This window comes from Mycetocola spongiae, assembly GCF_020424085.1.
GTDB classification, from domain to species: Bacteria; Actinomycetota; Actinomycetes; order Actinomycetales; family Microbacteriaceae; genus Mycetocola; species Mycetocola spongiae.
Genome location: NZ_CP080203.1, coordinates 2,116,679 through 2,135,553, shown reverse-complemented (window position 1 = coordinate 2,135,553; position 18,875 = coordinate 2,116,679). Strand labels below are relative to the sequence as shown.

Annotated in this window: 17 protein-coding genes and 2 tRNA genes; 16 read left to right on the top strand and 3 right to left on the bottom strand. The window is 60.7% G+C overall.

Features of this window, described 5'->3' with window-relative positions:
• Positions 1–206 precede the first annotated feature (206 nt).
• From dnaA to KXZ72_RS09635, 11 genes are all read left to right on the top strand, one after another.
• A complete protein-coding gene (gene dnaA, locus KXZ72_RS09685; RefSeq protein ID WP_226080630.1) occupies positions 207–1,649 on the top strand; it encodes a chromosomal replication initiator protein DnaA in 1,443 nt (480 codons plus the stop codon).
• Between the two features lie 614 nt (positions 1,650–2,263).
• Positions 2,264–3,412, top strand: a complete 1,149-nt coding sequence (gene dnaN / locus KXZ72_RS09680) for a DNA polymerase III subunit beta (protein WP_226080629.1) — start codon at positions 2,264–2,266, stop codon at positions 3,410–3,412.
• A gap of 52 nt (positions 3,413–3,464) precedes the next feature.
• Entirely contained in the window at positions 3,465–4,352 is an 888-nt protein-coding gene (gnd, locus tag KXZ72_RS09675; RefSeq protein ID WP_226080628.1) for a phosphogluconate dehydrogenase (NAD(+)-dependent, decarboxylating), read from the top strand.
• Positions 4,353–4,409: 57 nt separating this feature from the next.
• Positions 4,410–5,597, top strand: a complete 1,188-nt coding sequence (gene recF / locus KXZ72_RS09670) for a DNA replication/repair protein RecF (protein WP_226080626.1) — start codon at positions 4,410–4,412, stop codon at positions 5,595–5,597.
• Positions 5,598–5,718: 121 nt separating this feature from the next.
• The gene (locus KXZ72_RS09665; RefSeq protein WP_226080624.1) at positions 5,719–6,090 is read left to right on the top strand and encodes a DUF721 domain-containing protein; all 372 of its coding nucleotides are present in this window, start codon (positions 5,719–5,721) and stop codon (positions 6,088–6,090) included.
• A gap of 122 nt (positions 6,091–6,212) precedes the next feature.
• Complete coding sequence (gene gyrB, locus KXZ72_RS09660; protein ID WP_226080622.1) at positions 6,213–8,225, top strand: DNA topoisomerase (ATP-hydrolyzing) subunit B; 2,013 nt, start codon at positions 6,213–6,215, stop codon at positions 8,223–8,225.
• A gap of 67 nt (positions 8,226–8,292) precedes the next feature.
• Positions 8,293–10,863 carry a DNA gyrase subunit A gene (gene gyrA, locus KXZ72_RS09655; RefSeq protein ID WP_226080620.1) on the top strand — a complete coding sequence of 857 codons (2,571 nt, stop codon included), beginning with the start codon at positions 8,293–8,295 and terminating at the stop codon, positions 10,861–10,863.
• A gap of 2 nt (positions 10,864–10,865) precedes the next feature.
• On the top strand, positions 10,866–11,297 hold the full coding sequence (locus tag KXZ72_RS09650) for a DUF3566 domain-containing protein (RefSeq protein WP_226080618.1): 432 nt from the start codon (positions 10,866–10,868) through the stop codon (positions 11,295–11,297).
• A gap of 142 nt (positions 11,298–11,439) precedes the next feature.
• A tRNA-Ile gene (locus KXZ72_RS09645) sits at positions 11,440–11,513 on the top strand.
• 41 nt (positions 11,514–11,554) lie between these two features.
• Positions 11,555–11,627, top strand: a tRNA-Ala gene (locus KXZ72_RS09640).
• 192 nt (positions 11,628–11,819) lie between these two features.
• The gene (locus KXZ72_RS09635) at positions 11,820–12,257 is read left to right on the top strand and encodes an NUDIX hydrolase (protein WP_226080615.1); all 438 of its coding nucleotides are present in this window, start codon (positions 11,820–11,822) and stop codon (positions 12,255–12,257) included.
• Positions 12,258–12,303: 46 nt separating this feature from the next.
• Here KXZ72_RS09635 and KXZ72_RS09630 read toward each other — a convergent pair whose 3' ends face one another.
• Entirely contained in the window at positions 12,304–12,846 is a 543-nt protein-coding gene (locus tag KXZ72_RS09630) for a DNA helicase (RefSeq protein WP_226080612.1), read from the bottom strand.
• Between the two features lie 104 nt (positions 12,847–12,950).
• On the opposite strand from KXZ72_RS09630, the gene KXZ72_RS09625 reads away from it, so the two are divergent.
• Both KXZ72_RS09625 and KXZ72_RS09620 read left to right on the top strand, forming a co-directional pair.
• Positions 12,951–13,493 (top strand): peptidylprolyl isomerase, encoded by a 543-nt coding sequence (locus tag KXZ72_RS09625; protein WP_226080610.1) that lies wholly within the window; start codon positions 12,951–12,953, stop codon positions 13,491–13,493.
• Positions 13,494–13,520: 27 nt separating this feature from the next.
• Positions 13,521–14,390 (top strand): rhomboid family intramembrane serine protease, encoded by an 870-nt coding sequence (locus KXZ72_RS09620; RefSeq protein ID WP_226080608.1) that lies wholly within the window; start codon positions 13,521–13,523, stop codon positions 14,388–14,390.
• Positions 14,391–14,859: 469 nt separating this feature from the next.
• On the opposite strand, the gene KXZ72_RS09615 is transcribed toward KXZ72_RS09620, so the two are convergent.
• Positions 14,860–15,105 carry a cell division protein CrgA gene (locus tag KXZ72_RS09615; protein WP_226080606.1) on the bottom strand — a complete coding sequence of 82 codons (246 nt, stop codon included), beginning with the start codon at positions 15,103–15,105 and terminating at the stop codon, positions 14,860–14,862.
• A 91-nt stretch (positions 15,106–15,196) separates the two neighbouring features.
• On the opposite strand from KXZ72_RS09615, the gene KXZ72_RS09610 reads away from it, so the two are divergent.
• The 3 genes from KXZ72_RS09610 to KXZ72_RS09600 are packed head-to-tail and all read left to right on the top strand — an operon-like array spanning position 15,197 to position 17,068.
• Positions 15,197–16,252: a class E sortase gene (locus KXZ72_RS09610; protein ID WP_226080604.1), complete on the top strand. Its 1,056-nt coding sequence runs from the start codon at positions 15,197–15,199 to the stop codon at positions 16,250–16,252.
• Position 16,253: 1 nt separating this feature from the next.
• Entirely contained in the window at positions 16,254–16,412 is a 159-nt protein-coding gene (locus tag KXZ72_RS09605) for a hypothetical protein (RefSeq protein WP_226080601.1), read from the top strand.
• Positions 16,413–16,420: 8 nt separating this feature from the next.
• Positions 16,421–17,068: an anthranilate synthase component II gene (locus KXZ72_RS09600; RefSeq protein ID WP_226080599.1), complete on the top strand. Its 648-nt coding sequence runs from the start codon at positions 16,421–16,423 to the stop codon at positions 17,066–17,068.
• A gap of 9 nt (positions 17,069–17,077) precedes the next feature.
• On the opposite strand, the gene pknB is transcribed toward KXZ72_RS09600, so the two are convergent.
• The gene (gene pknB, locus KXZ72_RS09595) at positions 17,078–18,808 is read right to left on the bottom strand and encodes a Stk1 family PASTA domain-containing Ser/Thr kinase (RefSeq protein ID WP_226080598.1); all 1,731 of its coding nucleotides are present in this window, start codon (positions 18,806–18,808) and stop codon (positions 17,078–17,080) included.
• Positions 18,809–18,875: the final 67 nt, after the last annotated feature.

Here is an 18,875-nt window from a genome sequence, read left to right as displayed (position 1 = left end):
GCGCACATAAAGGCATAATTATCCACAGTTTCCACAGGCTTGTCGAGACTGATGTTCCGCCAGACTTTCCGCTAGATTTGGCCTCTCGAAGCATTACCGGTTAACTTGAATAATCAGTTATCCCCAGATCCGGGCCCTCACAACCCGGTAGATACGCCGTTGTTACGATTTCCGTGGATAAACCTGTGAATAACTTTTGGGGAGAAATGTCCGATCAGAACGACGCAACAGTCAAATCTTGGCAGTTGGTGCTGGATGCAATTTCGCAGGACGAGCGCATCACACCGCCCCTCCATGGCTTCCTGAATCTCGTCATTCCCAAGGGAGTGATGGCGGGAACCTTCTATCTTGAGGTGCCCAATGAGTTCACCGCCGGGCAGCTCAACACCCGCATGAAGGCCCCGCTGCTCTCGGCTCTGGGATCAACCGAGGCCGATCACGGCGCGCGCACCTTCGCGGTCGTGGTGAACCCCGACATGATCGAGGACGCACCCGAGCTTGCTCCGCCGGCGCCCGCGAGCGGCGAACCTGTCTCCTATGCCGAGGCACCGGCCACGGTTCCCTCGCAGGGCCCGGTTTCGGAGACGATTCACCCGGCGCGGCAGAACGATACGCGGCTTAATCCCAAATACTCATTTGATAATTTTGTGATCGGTCAGTCCAACCGTTTTGCCCATGCGGCCACGGTCGCCGTGGCCGAGGCGCCGGCTAAGGCCTATAACCCGCTCTTTGTTTATGGCGAATCGGGACTTGGTAAAACGCACCTGATGCACGCCATCGGTCATTATGCGATGAGCCTGTATCCCGGAATCCGTGTTCGCTACGTCAGTAGCGAGGAATTCACCAACGACTTTATTAACTCGATCGCCAATAACCGCGGATCCGCATTCCAGGCGCGATATCGCGATATCGACATTCTGATGATCGACGATATTCAGTTTTTGCAGGGTAAGGCGGAGACCCAGGAGGCCTTCTTCCACACCTTCAATACGCTGCACGATCATAATAAGCAGGTTGTGATTACCAGTGACCTTCCGCCCAAGGCCCTCACCGGCTTTGAGGATCGGATGCGTTCGCGCTTTGAGTGGGGCCTCATCACCGATGTTCAGGCACCGGACCTCGAAACCCGAATTGCCATCCTGCGAAAAAAGGCCCAGAGCGAAAAACTCCTCATCCCCGATGAGGTCCTCGAATTTATCGCCTCCAAGGTGTCCTCGAATATCCGAGAACTCGAGGGAACCCTGATTCGGGTCACCGCCTTTGCGAGCCTCAACCGCACCCCGGTGGATATGACGCTTGTCCAGACCGTGTTGAAAGATGTGATCACACTCGATGAGGACAACGTCATCTCGCCGGTGGACATCATCAATACAACCGCCTCGTATTTTAAGCTGAGCGTTGATGACCTCTACGGTTCAAGCCGCTCGCAGGCCATCGCCACCTCCCGCCAGATTGCGATGTATCTCTGCCGCGAGCTGACCAACCTCTCGCTGCCCAAGATTGGTCAGCTATTCGGGGGTCGGGACCACACCACGGTGATGTATGCCAATAAGAAGATCGGTGACCTCATGCAGGAGCGTCGATCCATCTATAACCAGGTGACAGAGCTCACCAGCAGAATCAAGCAGGGACACCGTTTTAACGGCTAATTCAGTTTTTCCCCGCCCCGAGCGAGGCCCCCAGGGCCTCCTCGGGGTATTTTTTTGCCAAAAACAGGCTCCCAGATTGATTATGAGCGAGGCAAAAAAGGCGCCCAAATGGCTAAAACTGCCCAGGACGCGCCCAAAACACACCAGCACGAGGGCTCTCGTTAAAGAAATTTAAATGCCTCAGGCGGCGATTATGGCGGGGTTATCCACAGATTAGAGGGAACTATCCCCAAGTACACACTGTGGATAACTGTGTGGAAACCTGTGGAAACTACCGTGGAAAGGTGTTGAAGTTTTGCCTCGACCTGTGAATACCGCCCCGACGACCGCGAGATTCCGCCTCAGGCTTCCACAACGATCACACAAACCGCCAACAAGTCACAGACCTGTAGTTCCCTTTATTCATATGGGCTCGACGAAGTTATCCACAGTTTCCACAACGGTTAACACGATTAAAGAATCTTTAACTAAATTTGGCCCCCGATAACCTTTTGCGCCGCGGCGATGATTTTTCGGGCTGGGAAGAAGCACCTATGGCGATGCACTCAACCCATAGGGCTCCGTTCCCGGCTAACATGGTGAATCCAGAGCTAGAAAACGACAGGGGATAAAAAGTGCGATTTAGCGTCAATCGCGATGTCTTTAGCGAGGCCGTCTCGTTTGCAGTCAAACTGCTTCCGCAGCGGACCACTTTGCCGATTCTCAGCGGTGTGCTGATTGAGACCAGCGAATCCGGCCTGACCCTGTCGAGTTTTGACTATGAGGTTTCCGCTCAGACGCAGATTGTCGCCGATATCGAGGAATCTGGATCGATCCTGGTCTCCGGGCGACTTCTCGCCGATATCGCCAGCCGCCTGCCGAATGCACCGGTGCAATTTGCCACCGATGACAACCGCATTCAGGTCACCTGTGGTTCCGCGAGCTTCACCCTGCTCTCGATGCCCGTGGAGGAATACCCGAGCATCCCCGAGATTTCCGGCAGTTCCGGACTTGTCCCGGCCGAAGAATTTGCCACCGCCGTGGCCCAGGTGGCCGTCGCCGCCTCGCGTGACGATGTCACCCCCGTCATCACCGGCGTGCAGCTCGAGGTTTCCGATAATCACCTCGGGCTTGTGGCCACCGACCGCTATCGCGTTGCGGTCCGCGAGATTGAATGGGATTCCGGGCAGGTCGGCGGCGGAGAGCCGATGACCGCACTGGTTCCCGCCCGCACCCTGCAGGAGGTGGGCAAGACCTTTGGTCATTCCGGAAATATTTCCGTGGCATTCACGAATAAGGACGATCGCGAGCTCATCGCCTTCTCCGCGGATAATAAAACCGTTACGTCGCTGCTGATCAAGGGTTCGTTCCCTCCCGTTCGCCGGCTCTTCCCCGAAACCACCGAAAACTACGCCGTGATCAATACCGGCGAGCTGATCGAGGCCGTGCGCCGAGTGTCCCTCGTGCTGGAGCGCGAGGCGGCGCTGCGTTTCTCGTTCTCGATCGACGGTCTCATCATGGAGGCCGTGGGTTCCGAGCAGGCTCAGGCCTCGGAAAAAATCGATGCGCTGCTCACGGGCGACGACATCGTGCTATCGCTGAAGCCCGCGTTCCTGATCGATGGTCTGAACGCCGTGCGCAGCGAATTTGTGCGCTTTTCGTTCACAAAATCCGAAAATACCAATAAGCCCGGCCCCATGCTGATGACCGCTCAGTCGTCCAAGGAACAGCCCGGCGCCGATAGCTATCGCTACCTGCTGCAGCCCAACCTGCTCCTTCGCTAAATATTTTCGGAGTACGGTTGATATCAAGTAGTTCTGCGAAAAGGGTATAAAAATGCATATTGGTCTTGTCGGTCTCGGAAAAATGGGTGCAAACATGCGCACCCGTCTTCGTAACAACGGAATCGAGGTCACCGGTTTTGACCGGAACCCCGAACTCACCGACGTTGCTTCCCTCCCCGAGCTGGTAGCCGCACTGCCCGCACCGCGCACGGTGTGGGTCATGGTTCCGGCCGGAAAAATCACGGATTCCGTGATCACCGAACTCGAGGGTCTCCTCGAAGAGGGCGATCTGGTCATCGATGGCGGCAATAGCCGCTTCACGGATGATTTTGCGCACGCCGCGCAGCTGTCCCCGAAGGGCATCGACTATATCGACGCCGGAGTTTCGGGTGGAGTCTGGGGCGTGGAAAACGGATATGGCCTCATGGTCGGCGGAAGCGCCGAGCAGGTGGAGCGCCTCATGCCCGTTTTTGATGCGCTTCGTCCCGAGGGACCGCGCGAAGAGGGCTTTGTCCACGTGGGCGAGGTCGGCGCGGGACACTACGCCAAGATGGTGCATAACGGAATCGAATATGCGCTGATGCAGGCATATGCCGAGGGTTTTGAGCTTCTCGAGACGCGCAAGGACATCATCAAGGATGTTCCGGGCACGTTTAAGGCCTGGCAGCGCGGAACCGTTGTGCGCTCCTGGCTCCTGGAACTTCTGGTTCGCGCCCTGGACGAGGATCCGAAGCTCAAGGACATCGAAGGCTATGTCGAGGACTCGGGCGAGGGTCGTTGGACCATCGAAGAGGCCATCGAAAATGCCGTACCGGTGCCCACCATCTCCGCCTCGATCTTCGCGCGATTTGTTTCGCGCCAGGATGATTCCCCCGCGATGAAGGCGGTGGCCGCGCTGCGCAATCAGTTTGGTGGCCACGCCGTAAAGCCCTCCGAGTAGTGACTCTCCGTGGTGTCGGCGACACACGTCGTCGGCACCACGGGATAGTGTGAAGCCGTGATCGTTACCCAGCTAAACCTCGCCGATTTTCGCAATTATGCGGCGGCGGATGTTGCCGTCCATCCGGGCGCCAACCTTTTTGTGGGAAAAAACGGCCAGGGAAAAACCAATCTGGTGGAGGCCCTGGGCTATCTCTCCACCCTTGGCTCGCACCGGGTATCCAGCGATCAGGCGCTTATTCGCGCCGGCCAAGACTCCGCGGTTATTCGCGCCAAACTGCATCATGATGGCAGGGACCTCCTGGCCGAGGTGCAGATTAATCGCAGCGGAGCCAACCGCGCCCAGGTCAACCGCGGCCAGATTCGTCCGCGGGATTTGCCCCGATATTTTACGAGCGTGCTCTTTGCCCCCGAGGATCTGGGGATCCTCCGCGGCGACCCCTCGGCCCGTCGCCGCTTTCTTGATCAACTGCTGATCCTGCGCACACCGCGTTTGGCGGGAGTGCTGGCCGATTACGATCGGGTCCTGAAGCAGAGAAACACGCTCCTCAAATCATCCAGGGGCTCGGGTCTGCGCGAGAATCAGCTCACCACGCTGGAAATCTGGGACGATAAGCTCATCGCGCTCGGCTCCGAGATTATTAGCGAGCGGCTGCGTCTTGTGGCCGAGCTTCGCCTGCCGATCCGGGAGGCCTATGCCGCCGTGGTCGGGGACGACCACGGGCCGGCGATTATCCCCGTACTCTCGATAGCCGGAAACGATGCCGAGGATGAATCCTCCGTGGATTCCGGTGCTGTCCCCACCGAAAATACCTCGCGCGAGCGTATCGCGGAGGTATTTCGGGAGGCTTTGGGGGCAAAACGGCGCCTGGAGCTTGATCGTGGGCTCACCCTGATCGGCCCGCATCGTGATGATGTGCGTTTTGATCTCAACGCGCTGCCCGTGAAGGGCTATGCGAGCCACGGGGAATCCTGGTCTTTTGCGCTGGCGCTGAAGCTCGCCTCGGCCGAAATTTTGCGGCGCGATTCCCCCCTGGGCGACCCAGTATTGATCCTGGACGATGTTTTTGCGGAATTAGACCAGCGCAGGCGTGCGCGATTGGCCGTGGCGATCTCTCGATACGAGCAGGTTTTGATCACGGCGGCCGTCCTGGACGATATTCCCGAGGAGCTCACGGCACACGTGGTACATATCCGCGCCGGTGCGGTCCTGGATCCCGAGGCGGTGGGCGATGCCTTCGCCTAGGGATAAAAAAGAACGCGCCGCCGAGGCCGTTGCCGTATATGAGCGCTTTAAATTTCTTTTCACCGGCAATCGCCCAAAACCCCGTAAACGTGCGGGAAAACCCGGGGATCCGGGCGAGAGCGTGCCCTATGGAAAGGGGCGCGAGCCCCGCGGCCTGGGAGACGTGATGGAGGCCCTGACGATCTCCTTGGGATGGGACTCCAATCTGTCGCAGGCCGAGCTGATGGAAAACTGGACGGCACTCGCGGGTGAGGAAACCGCCCGTCATTCCACCCCGATCGCGATTGAAAACGGCACGCTCAGCGTGCAGTGCGAGTCCACCGCTTGGGCCACCCAGCTGCGCCTGATGCGGATGGAAATCATGAAGCAGATCGCGCTGCGCTATCCCGAGGCCGGCATCGAGGGGATTCGATTTGTGGGACCCAACGTCCCGTCCTTCAAACGTGGCCCCAGGTCGGTTCAGGGCCGTGGTGTGCGCGATACCTACGGGTAATCAGACAAAACTGGTCGATAGGGCAAAAAAAGCGGCTTAGAAGGCTAAATAGCCACGTAAATCCGGCAATCCTTGGTAGACTGGGAAGGTCGAATTCACGACGGTTTGGAGCCCAATTTCATATGTCATCAGAACCGAATATGTCGGCTAATTCCGGCGACTACGGCGCGAGTCAGATTCAGGTTCTTGAGGGTCTTGAGGCGGTCCGCAAGCGGCCCGGTATGTACATCGGATCCACAGGACCGCGCGGTCTGCACCACCTGGTTTACGAGATCGTCGATAACTCGGTAGACGAGGCCCTGGCCGGCTACTGCGATTCAATCGACGTGCGCATCCTCGAGGATGGCGCCGTACGCGTTGCCGATAATGGCCGTGGTATCCCGGTGGACATCCACCCGGTAGAGGGAAAATCAACCGTGGAGGTTGTTTTGACCATCCTGCACGCCGGAGGAAAATTCGGCGGTGGCGGATACGCCGTCTCCGGTGGTCTGCACGGTGTGGGTAGTTCCGTCGTGAACGCCCTCTCGACGCGACTCGATGTTGAGGTCCGCCGTCAGGGACACGTCTATCGGGCCACGTTCCACGACGGAGTCGCCGATGCGCCGCTCGAGATGGGGGAGGCCACCGAGGAGACCGGCACCACCATCACCTTCTGGCCAAACGCGGACATCTTCGAGACCGTGGACTTTGACTACGACACCCTGCGTACGCGCTTCCAGCAGATGGCCTTCCTCAATAAGGGTCTGCGCATCGAATTAACCGATGAGCGCGTCGAGGAATTTGACGACAGCGTGGAGCTCGCCGAGGGCGAGGAGGCTCCGGCCCCCACCAAGAAGCACAACGTCTTCCACTATGAGCGTGGTCTGGTGGACTACGTGGAATACCTGAATAAGGCCAAAAAGACCGAGCTGGTCAACGAGGAGATCATCTCCTTCGAGACCGAGGACACCGATCGTAAGATCGCCCTCGAGGTGGCCATGCAGTGGACCACGCAGTACACCGAGAGCGTGCACACCTACGCCAATACGATTAATACCCACGAGGGTGGAACCCACGAGGAGGGCTTCCGCGCCGCGCTCACCACGCTGGTGAATCGCTATGCGCGCGAGAAGAACATCCTCAAGGAAAAGGACGATAACCTCTCGGGCGATGACGTCCGCGAGGGCCTGACCGCGGTGGTGTCGATTAAGCTCGGCGAGCCGCAGTTCGAGGGCCAGACCAAGACCAAACTGGGAAATACCGAGGCCAAGGCATTTGTGCAGAAGGTTGTCGGCGATCAGCTCGGCGACTGGTTCCAGCGCAACCCCGCGGTGGCCAAGGAAATCATCATGAAGTCGATCTCGGCGGCCACCGCCCGGATGGCAGCCCGTAAGGCCCGCGAAACCGCGCGCCGCAAGGGTCTGCTTGAGGGTGGCGGTATGCCCGGAAAGCTCAAGGACTGCCAGTCCAAGGATCCCTCGGTCTCCGAGATCTTCATCGTGGAGGGTGACTCGGCCGGCGGTAGTGCCGTGCAGGGGCGTAACCCCGAAACCCAGGCCATCCTTCCGCTGCGCGGAAAGATCCTGAACGTGGAGAAGGCCCGCCTCGATCGGGCGCTGGCAAATACCGAGGTCCAGGCGATGATCACGGCATTTGGTGCCGGCATCGGCGAGGACTTCAACCCGGATAAGGCGCGCTATCACAAGATCGTGCTGATGGCCGATGCCGATGTTGATGGTCAGCACATCACCACCCTGCTGCTCACGCTGCTGTTCCGCTATATGCGCCCGCTGATCGATCACGGCTATGTCTATCTCGCGATGCCGCCGCTGTTCCGCCTCAAGTGGAGCAACTCGGCACACGAGTATGTCTATTCCGATGAGGAGCGCGACGATAAGCTCGCGAAGGGCCTCGCGATGGGCAAGCGCATCCCCAAGGACAACGGAATCCAGCGTTATAAGGGTCTGGGTGAGATGGACTATAAGGAACTCTGGGAGACCACGATGGCCCCCGAGACCCGCACCCTGCGCCAGGTCACCATGGACGATGGCGCGGCCGCCGATGAGATTTTCTCGACCCTGATGGGCGAGGATGTCGAGGCCCGCCGCACGTTCATCCAGCAGAATGCCAAGGATGTGCGCTTCCTTGATATCTAATGGCCTCCCCGAATTCCGTGGAAACGCGTTTTCCGCAGTCGAGATTCTGTAGCGAAGAGACGAATACATGAGCGACGAAAAAAATATCGAAGAAGCGCCCGATCACGGTGATCACGGCGTCCACGGCAAGATCGACCAGGTTGATCTTCGCCTAGAGATGCAGCGCAGCTACCTCGACTACGCGATGAGCGTGATCGTGGGCCGCGCCCTGCCCGAGGTGCGCGATGGAATGAAGCCCGTGCACCGTCGCGTGATCTACGCGATGTACGACGGCGGTTACCGCCCGGAGAAGGCCTTCTCCAAGTGTGCCCGCGTGGTTGGCGACGTGATGGGCCAGTTCCACCCGCACGGTGACTCGGCAATCTACGACGCCCTGGTGCGCCTCGTGCAGCCCTGGAGCCTGCGCTATCCGCTGGCCCTGGGCCAGGGAAACTTTGGTTCCCCCGGAAACGACGGCGCCGCGGCCCCGCGATATACCGAGACCAAGATGGCCCCCCTGGCCATGGAGATGGTTCGGGATATCGACGAGGATACGGTCGATTTCCAGGACAACTACGACGGACGCACCCAGGAGCCCGCGGTTCTGCCCGCACGCTTCCCGAACCTGCTGGTGAACGGTTCGGTGGGTATTGCCGTGGGTATGGCCACCAATATCCCCCCGCATAACCTGCGTGAGGTTTCCGAGGGCGCCCTGTGGCACCTCGCCAATCCCGAGGCCGGCCGCGAGGAGCTGCTTGAGGCCCTGATGGAGCGCATCAAGGGACCGGACTTCCCCACGGGAGCCCAGATTCTCGGTGTTAACGGCATTAAGGATGCCTATCGCACGGGCCGCGGTTCGATCACGATGCGCGCCGTTGTAAACGTGGAGGAAATCCACGGACGCACATGCCTCGTGGTAACCGAGCTGCCGTATCAGGTGAACCCCGATAATCTCGCGATTAAGATTGCCGACCTCGTGAAGGACGGCAAGATCGCGGGAATCGCGGATATTCGTGACGAGACCTCGGGTCGCACCGGCCAGCGCCTGGTCATTGTGCTGAAGCGCGATGCCGTTGCCAAGGTGGTGCTGAATAACCTCTATAAGCACACGCAGCTGCAGGAAAACTTCGGCGCCAATATGCTCGCGATCGTGGACGGCGTGCCGCGCACGCTCGCCCTCGACGGCTTCATCACCGCGTGGACCGCGCACCAGATCGAGGTCATCGTCCGCCGCACGCAGTTCCGTTTGCGTAAGGCCGAGGCCGATGCCCATATCCAGCGCGGATATCTCGCGGCGCTTGACGCGCTCGACGAGGTTATCGCCCTGATCCGGCGCTCGCCCGATGTGGACGAGGCCCGCACGGGCCTGATGGAGCTCCTGAAGGTGGACCAGCTCCAGGCCGATGCCATCCTCGCGATGCAGCTGCGCCGCCTGGCCGCCCTCGAGCGTCAGAAGATCATCGATCGTAATGCCGAGCTGGAGCGCGAGATCGCCGAATATAAGGCGATTTTGGATAGCCCCGTGCGTCAGCGCGAGATCGTCAGCGATGAGCTGGGCGAGATCGTCGCAAAATACGGCGATGATCGCCGCACCGAGATCATGTACGGTTTCGATGGCGATATGAACATGGAAGACCTCATCCCCGAGGAGGAGATGGTGGTCACCGTGACCCGCGGCGGCTATATCAAGCGCACGCGGAGCGATAACTATCGCTCGCAGCACCGCGGCGGCAAGGGTGTTAAGGGCGCGCAGTTGCGCGCCGATGACATCGTGGAACACTTCTTTGTGACCACCACTCACCACTGGCTGCTGTTCTTCTCAAATAAGGGTCGCGTGTATCGCGCTAAGACCTATGAGATCCAGGAGGCCGGCCGCGATGCAAAGGGTCAGCACGTCGCCAACCTGTTGGCCATGCAGCCCGATGAGGAAATCGCGCAGATCCTGGATATCACCGATTATCAGGCCGCCGAGTATCTTGTCCTCGCCACGCGCGATGGTCTGGTAAAAAAGACCGCGCTCAGCGAATACGACACCAACCGCACCGGTGGAATCATCGCGATCAACCTGCGTGAGGGTGATGAGCTGGTCTCCGCGCTGCTCGTGGAGCAGGATAGCGACCTCATGCTGGTGTCTCGCCAGGGGATGTCAATCAGATTCACAGCAAATAATGAGGCTTTGCGTCCGATGGGGCGCTCGACCTCTGGTGTGACCGGTATGAAATTCCGCGGAGACGACCAGCTTCTCTCGGCCTCCGTGCTTCCCCCCGAGGGCGAAGAGGGCTTTGTTTTTGTGGTCACCGAGGGCGGATTCGCCAAGCGCACCGCCGTGGAACAGTACCGTTTGCAGAACCGCGGCGGCCTGGGAATCAAGGTGGCCAAGCTCAACGAGGATCGCGGTGAGCTCGCCGGGGCCCTCGTTGTGACCGAGGATGACGAGGTTCTCGTGGTTCTCGCCAGCGGCAAGGTGGTAAGGTCTGCCGTGGCCGAAGTTCCTGCAAAGGGACGCGACACCATGGGTGTTGTCTTCGCACGATTCGCGGAGAAGGACAGAATCATCGCCCTGGCTAGAAACAGTGACCGTAATTTGGACTCCCAGAACGCCGACGCCGAAGACACCGACCCGGCGGCGACTGAGGATTCGTCCGAGAAGGAAGTTTAAGCATGAGTAGTAGCGTCGCCGAGAAACTCGCAAAGAAGTCGCCGAAAAAGCCCAGCACCAAGCAGGTCCGCCTGAAGCTGGTCTATATCGACTTCTGGTCGGCCCTGAAGATGTCTTTCCTGGCTGCCGTGGCCCTGGCCGTGGTTACCGTGGTGTTCTTTTTCCTCGTCTATACCGTTCTCCAGCAGACCGGCGTATTTGACCAGGTGAACGCCCTGTACGTGTCCGTGGCCGGAGGCGATGGACAGGACGGCGGCAAGGCCACCAACGACCTCACCGCGATCTTTGACCTCGGTCGAGTGATGGGCTTCGGCGTGGTTATTGCGATCCTCAACCTCGTGGTCGTGACGGCCATCGGTGCGATTACGGCGGCTCTTTATAACCTCGCGGTGAAGATCACCGGCGGCGTTCTGGTGGGTTTCACCAATAACTAAATAGCTTTTGAGGGGCGTTTCGGATGGTCCCAGGACCATCCGAAACGCCTTTATTTTTCGCCTTTTCCCGGGGGAACACGCCGCTGAGTTTCTCGATTTGGGAAATGGTTACTCTCTCCGGTAATGTCATTTATGCCCAAAGGGGGCTATAGCTCAGGCGGTTAGAGCGCTTCGCTGATAACGAAGAGGTCCCAGGTTCAAGTCCTGGTAGCCCCACTGCAAGATAAGAAATTATTATTGCGTATTACACCCCTTTTGGGGCCTTAGCTCAATTGGTAGAGCGCCTGCTTTGCAAGCAGGAGGTCAGGAGTTCGATTCTCCTAGGCTCCACAAATATAAAGGCCAAATCCTCCCCGAGGATTTGGCCTTTTATGTATTACCGCACCGGTTTCACTCGTCGGGGGTGAGTGCCCACTCAGCGGCGTCGCGAGGCCGGGGGAGTACCCCAACCGAACAGGGCCCTCTTTGGCTCCTCAGCGGGCGGCAGGGGCCCGCTCAGGATGCAACGGGTAACGTAGACCCATGGATATACGTGTGGCGGCCTATGCGCTGATAATCGAGGGTGATCGAATTCTGCTTGCGCACTGGAACGAGCGCGGACGATCGGGCTGGACACTGCCCGGGGGCGGAATCGATCCGGGCGAGGATCCGGCCGCCGCAGCGGTCCGGGAAATCTTAGAGGAAACGGGGTTTCGCGCGGAGCTTGATGGCCTGGTGGGAATCGATTCAATCGTGACCCCCGCCGAGCGCCGGCTGGATCCCGAGGTCACCGTGCCGTTGCACAGCATCCGGGTGATCTATCGCGCGCATATCACCGGCGGGGAGCTCACCTATGAGCAGGACGGCTCCACCGACTGGGCCGCGTGGCACTCGCTCTCGGAGATCAACAGCCTCGGGACGGTGAGCCTGGTCCCGGCGGCATTGCGCCTGCTGCGGGACGCGGGGAACGATCCGCGTTAACGCCGAAGGGGCCCCGAAAAATCGGGGCCCCCTCGTCGGATGATTCTTAGGCGTTGGGGAGCAGGGGCTCGTCCTCGGAGACCCAGAGCTCGTCATCGGCACGGAAGGTCTGCCACAGGGCATAAACCACACCGGCCGCCGCCAGCACACCGGCACCGATGGCAAGAACTCCGCCAACGCTGCGCTTCTTCTTTTCGGGAGCGGCCACGAACTTCACCTTTGACTTCGGGTTGACCCGGGCCAGGGCGTTACGCACGCGGTGATCGCGCGCGATATCGCCGATGGAAAGGACGGTTCCCACGGCGCTTCCGAGCGCCGGAACGACCGTGTGGTCGATGCTTCGCTTGGTGGCATCGGCCAGATCGCGGCCGATGGAGGCTCCGCGGTCGAATACCGGCTGTACCCGCTGCTCATAGGTGTTTACAACACCCGGAACAACCTGTTCGCGCCCGTAGTTGCCTACCTGGCGTCCGGCCTCGCGAGCTACGCCGTTGGCGTGCTCAAGAAGCTCCTGCTGAGCGGCCCAGAGGGCGCTAGCCTCACCCTTGAGACGCTTGATCTCTTTCTTGCGCTTGCGCGTCAGATTCACTGCGGACCTCCATAGATCGTTTTGGATGCGTCAATTAACCATCTTGCCATTGAATCGCTCGAACACAGCCTGAGAGTCACAAACTAGTATGCGAGAATTGATTTATGTCAAAGCACACCGCTGTCGCAACCCTTCACACCAACTACGGAGACATCGTCGTCAACCTTTATGGCGACCACGCTCCGAAGACCGTGCGTAACTTCATTGGCCTCGCCACGGGCGAAATCGAATGGACCGATGAGCGCACCGGAGAAAAGAAGCAGAACACGCCTCTTTACAACGGAGTGGTCTTCCACCGCATCATCCCCGGCTTCATGATTCAGGGTGGAGACCCCCTGGGCAATGGAACCGGCGGACCGGGCTATAAGTTCGACGATGAGATCCACGGAGACCTCACCTTCGACGAGCCCTATATCCTCGCCATGGCCAACGCCGGAAAGATCGGCGGCAAGGGCACCAACGGCTCGCAGTTCTTCATCACCGTGGGGAACACCTCCTGGCTGCACGGAAAGCACACCATCTTTGGTGCCGTCGAGGATGCTGCCAGCCGCAAGATCGTTGATAAGCTCGCCGAGGTTCCCACCGACGCCCGCGACCGTCCGATCGACGACGTCGTGATCGAGAGCATCGACATCACGCAGCTTTAATAATCGCGATCGACCCGGGAGTCATCAATGAGTCATAATTCCGAGTCCCGGGTCGACGCGAATAGCGTCTGTTACCGGCACCCGAATCGCCACAGCTATGTGCTGTGTCAGCGGTGCGGACGCACCATCTGCGGCGAGTGCCAGACGCCCGCCGCCGTGGGCGTAGTCTGCCCCGAGTGCCTGCGCGAGCAGCGCGCCAACCGGACGCCCTCGCAAAAGCGGGCGCAGTCCTGGGCCGCGCGCGGCGCGGCCACCGGAATCTTCTCCTCCGTCACCAACGTCCTGATTGTGGTGACCGTATTTGTGTTCATCCTGCAGCTGGTATTCCGGCCGCAGGTGACCGAGGCCCTGCAATATGCGGGCCTGTATTCCACGCCGTATATGTTTGAGCCGTGGCGCATGATCACGTCGATCTTCACCCACTCAACATCATTCTTCCTGCACGTGTTCCTCAACATGTACACGCTGTGGATCTTCGGCAGGGCCCTGGAGCAGATGCTCGGGCGCTGGCTCTTCCTCACGCTGTATCTGGCCTCGGGCCTGGCCGGCTCACTCGCCGTCATGTTCCTGAGCGATCCGCGGGTCCCCGTGGTGGGTGCCTCCGGGGCGATCTTTGGTGTGATGGCCGCGTTTGTGGTCATCCAGCGCCGGATGGGCAACCAGATGAGGTCGCTCCTGGTGCTCCTGGCACTCAACCTCGCAATCGGCTTCATCCCGGGCACCAGCATCGCGTGGCAGGCACACCTGGGTGGCGTGATTGGCGGTGCCCTGATCGGGCTTATCGTCTTTGAGAACCGCGCGGTGAGTCAGCGGAGGCGGCTGTGGACGTGGCTGATCGCGCTGTGTACGATCCTGGTGCTGCTGAGCTTCACCTGGCTGGTCTTTCCCCCCTTCTAGATATTGGGGTGGATAGCGATATCCAACACAGCATATTGTGGGTTCTCCACATGGTTGTCAACAGGTGGAAACTCCGCCTCCGTGGGGCCCCGGTCGATATCGACCGGGGCCCCACGGGCGTTAAGCAGGTTGTTCCCTCGCCGGAGGAAGACTTGGCGGCATAGATTCCGCCGGCCATCTCGCGCGGTACGATCCGGTAATTAACGGGCCGCGCGGGGCCGACCGGCGGCGCAAGGCGGCGCGGTCGCGGAATGGGTCTTAGCCTGACGCATCCCGAACGGCGGGAAATAAAAACGACGCCCGCCCCGGAACCGCGCCCAAGAGAGGGCGCCGGTTGAGGGGAGAACGTCGTTTTACACAGGTCGCTCCACAGGAGTTTCCACAGAGTTATCCACAGCTTGGGGATAATTACATCCTTGTAATTGTCCACACTGTGGAGAGCGCTGTGGATTAAATTACATTCGCGTAATTAGCGCCACTGCGTGGTCATAAGGAAGCCCACAAAGGCGATTCCAAAGCCCACCAGGATGTTCCAGGAGCCAAGCGAGGGGACCGGAAGGGTGCCCTGGCTGAGATAGAAGACGATGATCCAGACGAGTCCGATCAGCATGAAGCCAAACATGACCGGCTTGAACCAGACGGCGTTGGGCGCCGGTTCGCCGGAGTTCTCGGTGCCCTGTACGGGCCGGTTCTTATTGGTTTTTGCACGTGCCATGTCCCCGATTGTAGCCGAGGCGAGGCACCTCTCCCAGGCATAGCGCCAAACCATCACCGTTTATTCCGATTCGGCGGATAGAATTACCGCCATGTCCACACCTCCCGAAGACGATGTTCCCCTGACCCGTGCCGCTCGGCGCGCGGCGGAACGAGCCGCGGGAGCGGAATCGGTAGAGCCGATTCCCTCCGTATCGCCCGCCCCCTCCGAGTCCGCCCCCGAGCGTGGTGCAGAATCCGCCACGGTTCCGGCCGAATCCGCGGATCCCGGGGCCGTTACCCGCGCCGCCGCCCCCACCAACTCGGCCGACGCGGCCCCGACGCGCGCACTCCCCGTGGTGGAGCCCTCGGGGATGGACGCCCTCTTTAACCCACCCACGGATGAAACCCCGGAGGTAGCACCGGTGACCCCGCGTAAAACTGCCCCCGTGGCCAAGCGTCGCCCGCGCACATCCGTTGTGGGAGTCCTGGGCGAGTTGCTCATCACCGCCGGGGTATTGGTCATGCTCTATCTGGTGTGGCAGCTGTGGTTTAACGACATGGTCGAGCGCAATCAGCAAAACGCCGCGGCGGTGGATCTGAGCCAGCAGTGGGATGCCGACGCCGCAAAAAACCCGCCCGTCTTCCCCGAATCGGGCGAGCCGCCCGCGATCGCCCAGCCCGAGGACGGCGTGGAATTTGCCATTCTGCAGATTCCGCGCTTCGGTGCCGATTATGGTGCGCCGCTGGCCGGCGGCGTCTCCAAGGCCAAAACCCTCGATAAGGCGGGGATCGGCCACTACCCCGATACCCAGCTGCCCGGGCAGCCCGGAAACTTCGCCCTCGCCGGTCACCGTAATACCCACGGTGCGCCGCTGAACCTCGTGGCCGACCTGCAGCTCGGCGATGCCATCGTGGTGGCCACCCCGGAGGGTTGGTATACCTATCGCTATCGAAACAGCGAGTACGTGACGCCCTCCGCCGTGGAGGTCCTGAATCCGATCCCGCAGTCCGACTCGGCCGAGATCAGCGATTCAGTGATCACCCTCACCAGCTGTAACCCCAAGATGTCCACCGCGGAGCGCATTATTTCCTATGGCGTCTTCGAATCCTTCACCCCGCGCGGCGATACCCCGCCGGCCTCGCTCGCATCCCCCCAGGAGGGCTAATATGTACGCAGCACTCTGGCGCATCCTTCCGGGCCCGGCCTGGGTCCGAATTATTTTGCTCCTGATCCTGATCGCGGTTGTTCTCTACGTATTGGTCACCTGGACCTTCCCGTGGGTACAGTCGATTGTGGATAACCAAGAAGTCACCCTAGAGGAATAAACACCACCATGACCCGTGTACTCGTGATCGATAACTACGACAGCTTCGTCTATACGCTGAACGGGTACCTGCAGCAGCTGGGCGCGGAAACCGATGTGGTGCGCAATGACTATTTTGCCGAGGAGGATGCGGCGGAGTGGGCCTCGCGCTACGACGCCATACTCGTCTCTCCCGGCCCGGGAACGCCCGCAGACGCCGGGGTGTCCATTGCGATGGTTAGGGCGGCGCTGGCCGCCTCCCAGCCCCTCCTGGGCGTCTGCCTGGGGCACCAGGCGATCGCGGAGGCCTTTGGCGCCACCGTCACGGTGGCAGAGGAGCTGATGCACGGCAAAACCTCGCTGGTCACTCACGACGACGGCGCGTTCTATCGCAACGTGCCCCAGCCGTTCACCGCCACGCGATATCACTCGCTCGCGGTTGTGGCCGATACGGTCCCCGAGGAGCTCATCGTCACGAGCAGCACCGATGGCGGGGTCATCATGGGCCTGCGTCACGCCACCGCCCCCATCGTGGGAGTGCAGTTCCACCCCGAAAGCGTATTAACCGAGGGCGGCTATCAGATGATCGCGAACTGGCTCGAAACCGCCGGGCTGAGCGAGGCCCCCGAGCGCGCCCGCGGGCTCTCGCCGCTCGTGCGCTTCGAAGCCACCGCGTAGCGTCCGACGCTACGGCGCCGCGGGCGTATCGCTCGGCGCCGTAGGCGTGGCACCGGTGCAGTATTCGAGCACGATATCCGAACCCTGGGGGACGCTGCCCGCGGGCAATGACTGCGCGGTGACCAGATCGCCCGACTGCCGCACACAGGAGGCATCGGGCTGGGAGATAACGTTCAGGCCGGCCTTGCTCATGGTGTCGCTGGCCACGGTCAGCGGCTGTCCCCGGACGTCCTGAATCGAGGTCTGGCCATCGGATACGGTGAGATCCACCGTGGAGCCCGGGGCCACGGCCTCACCCGCGGCCGGGAGCGTGGAGAGGACGATGCCCGCCGCTGCCGCGGGGGCGCTCTGCGTGGAGACGGCCCCAAGCAACAGGCCCTGCTCCTTAAGCTTGGCCTCGGCCTGTTCCCGGGGGAGGTTCATCAGGTTCGGGACGCTGACGGTTTTTGCGCCGAGGGAAATAATCACGCGGACAACCGAACCGCGCTCCACGAGCGTCTTGGCACCGGGATCGGTGCGGATGACATTACCCGCGACCACTTCTGAGCTGTTTTCCTCCACGACGCTACTGACCAGGTTTAGATCCCGCAGCGTATCCGTGGCGTTTTCCTGGCTCATGTTTACGAGGTCGGGAATCTCTTGGGATTGCGCGTTCACCGGGGGTACCGCCGAGAGCGACATGACCCAGATCATGACCGCCACGAGGATCACGGCGACCACAACCACCCCGGCCCAGATCCAGACCACCGGGGGGCGGCGCTGGGTGCGGGTGACCGTGGTGTCCTCCGTGAGCTGGCGCAGTGCCTGCTCGGTGGGGGAGGCCGCGGCGGAGGGGCTGCCAAATAGGGCGGTGCTGGCGTCTACCTCGGGCCGGGCGGCGGGCAACTGGCCCTCGCCCGCGAGGATCAGTTCCTCGCGGAACTCCGCGGCCGTCTGATAGCGCTCATCGCGGTTTTTGGCCAGCGCGTGATGCACCACCATATCGAGCGGGCGCGATACCGCCGGATTAATCTCCGAGGGCTTAACGGGCGCCTCGCTCACATGCTGATAGGCCACCGCCACGGCGGTATCGCCGCGGAACGGGGCGCGGCCGGTGAGCATTTCGAATAACACAACGCCGGTGGAGTAGAGGTCGGTGCGGGCGTCAACCGTTTCGCCCTTGGCCTGCTCGGGAGAAAAATATGAGGCGGTGCCCAGGATGGCGGTGGTCTGGGCCACCGTGGCCGAGGAATCGGATACGGCGCGGGCGATACCAAAGTCCATGACCTTGACCGCATCATCCTCGCCGAGCATGATGTTCCCGGGCTTGATATCGCGGTGAACCACGCCGGCACGGTGGGAGTATTCGAGCGCAGTGAGGACGCTCGCGGTGATTCGAACGGCGCGCTCGGGATCCAGCGGTCCATCGGAGATGACGGACTTGAGGGTGCGGCCCGAGACAAACTCCATGATGATGAAGGGCTCCAGGACCGGGTTGCCGTTGGCATCGGCGGCGTGATGCTCACCCGCGTCATAAACGCGAACGATCGTGGGGTGAGCCATCCGGGAAGCCGCCTGGGCCTCCTGGCGGAAGCGGGAGCGGAACGTGGGATCGAGGGCCAGATCGGCCTTGAGGATCTTGATCGCCACGGTGCGACCGAGCTTGGTATCGGTCCCCTGATAGACGTCGGCCATTCCGCCTCGGCCGATCAGCGCGCCCACAACATAGCGCTCCGCAAGAAGACGATTCTCGTCTGACACCCGTATTCCCCCTGCTTCGTACCGAAATTCTTAGAACTTCAGCATAACGTGACAAACCGAGTGGGCC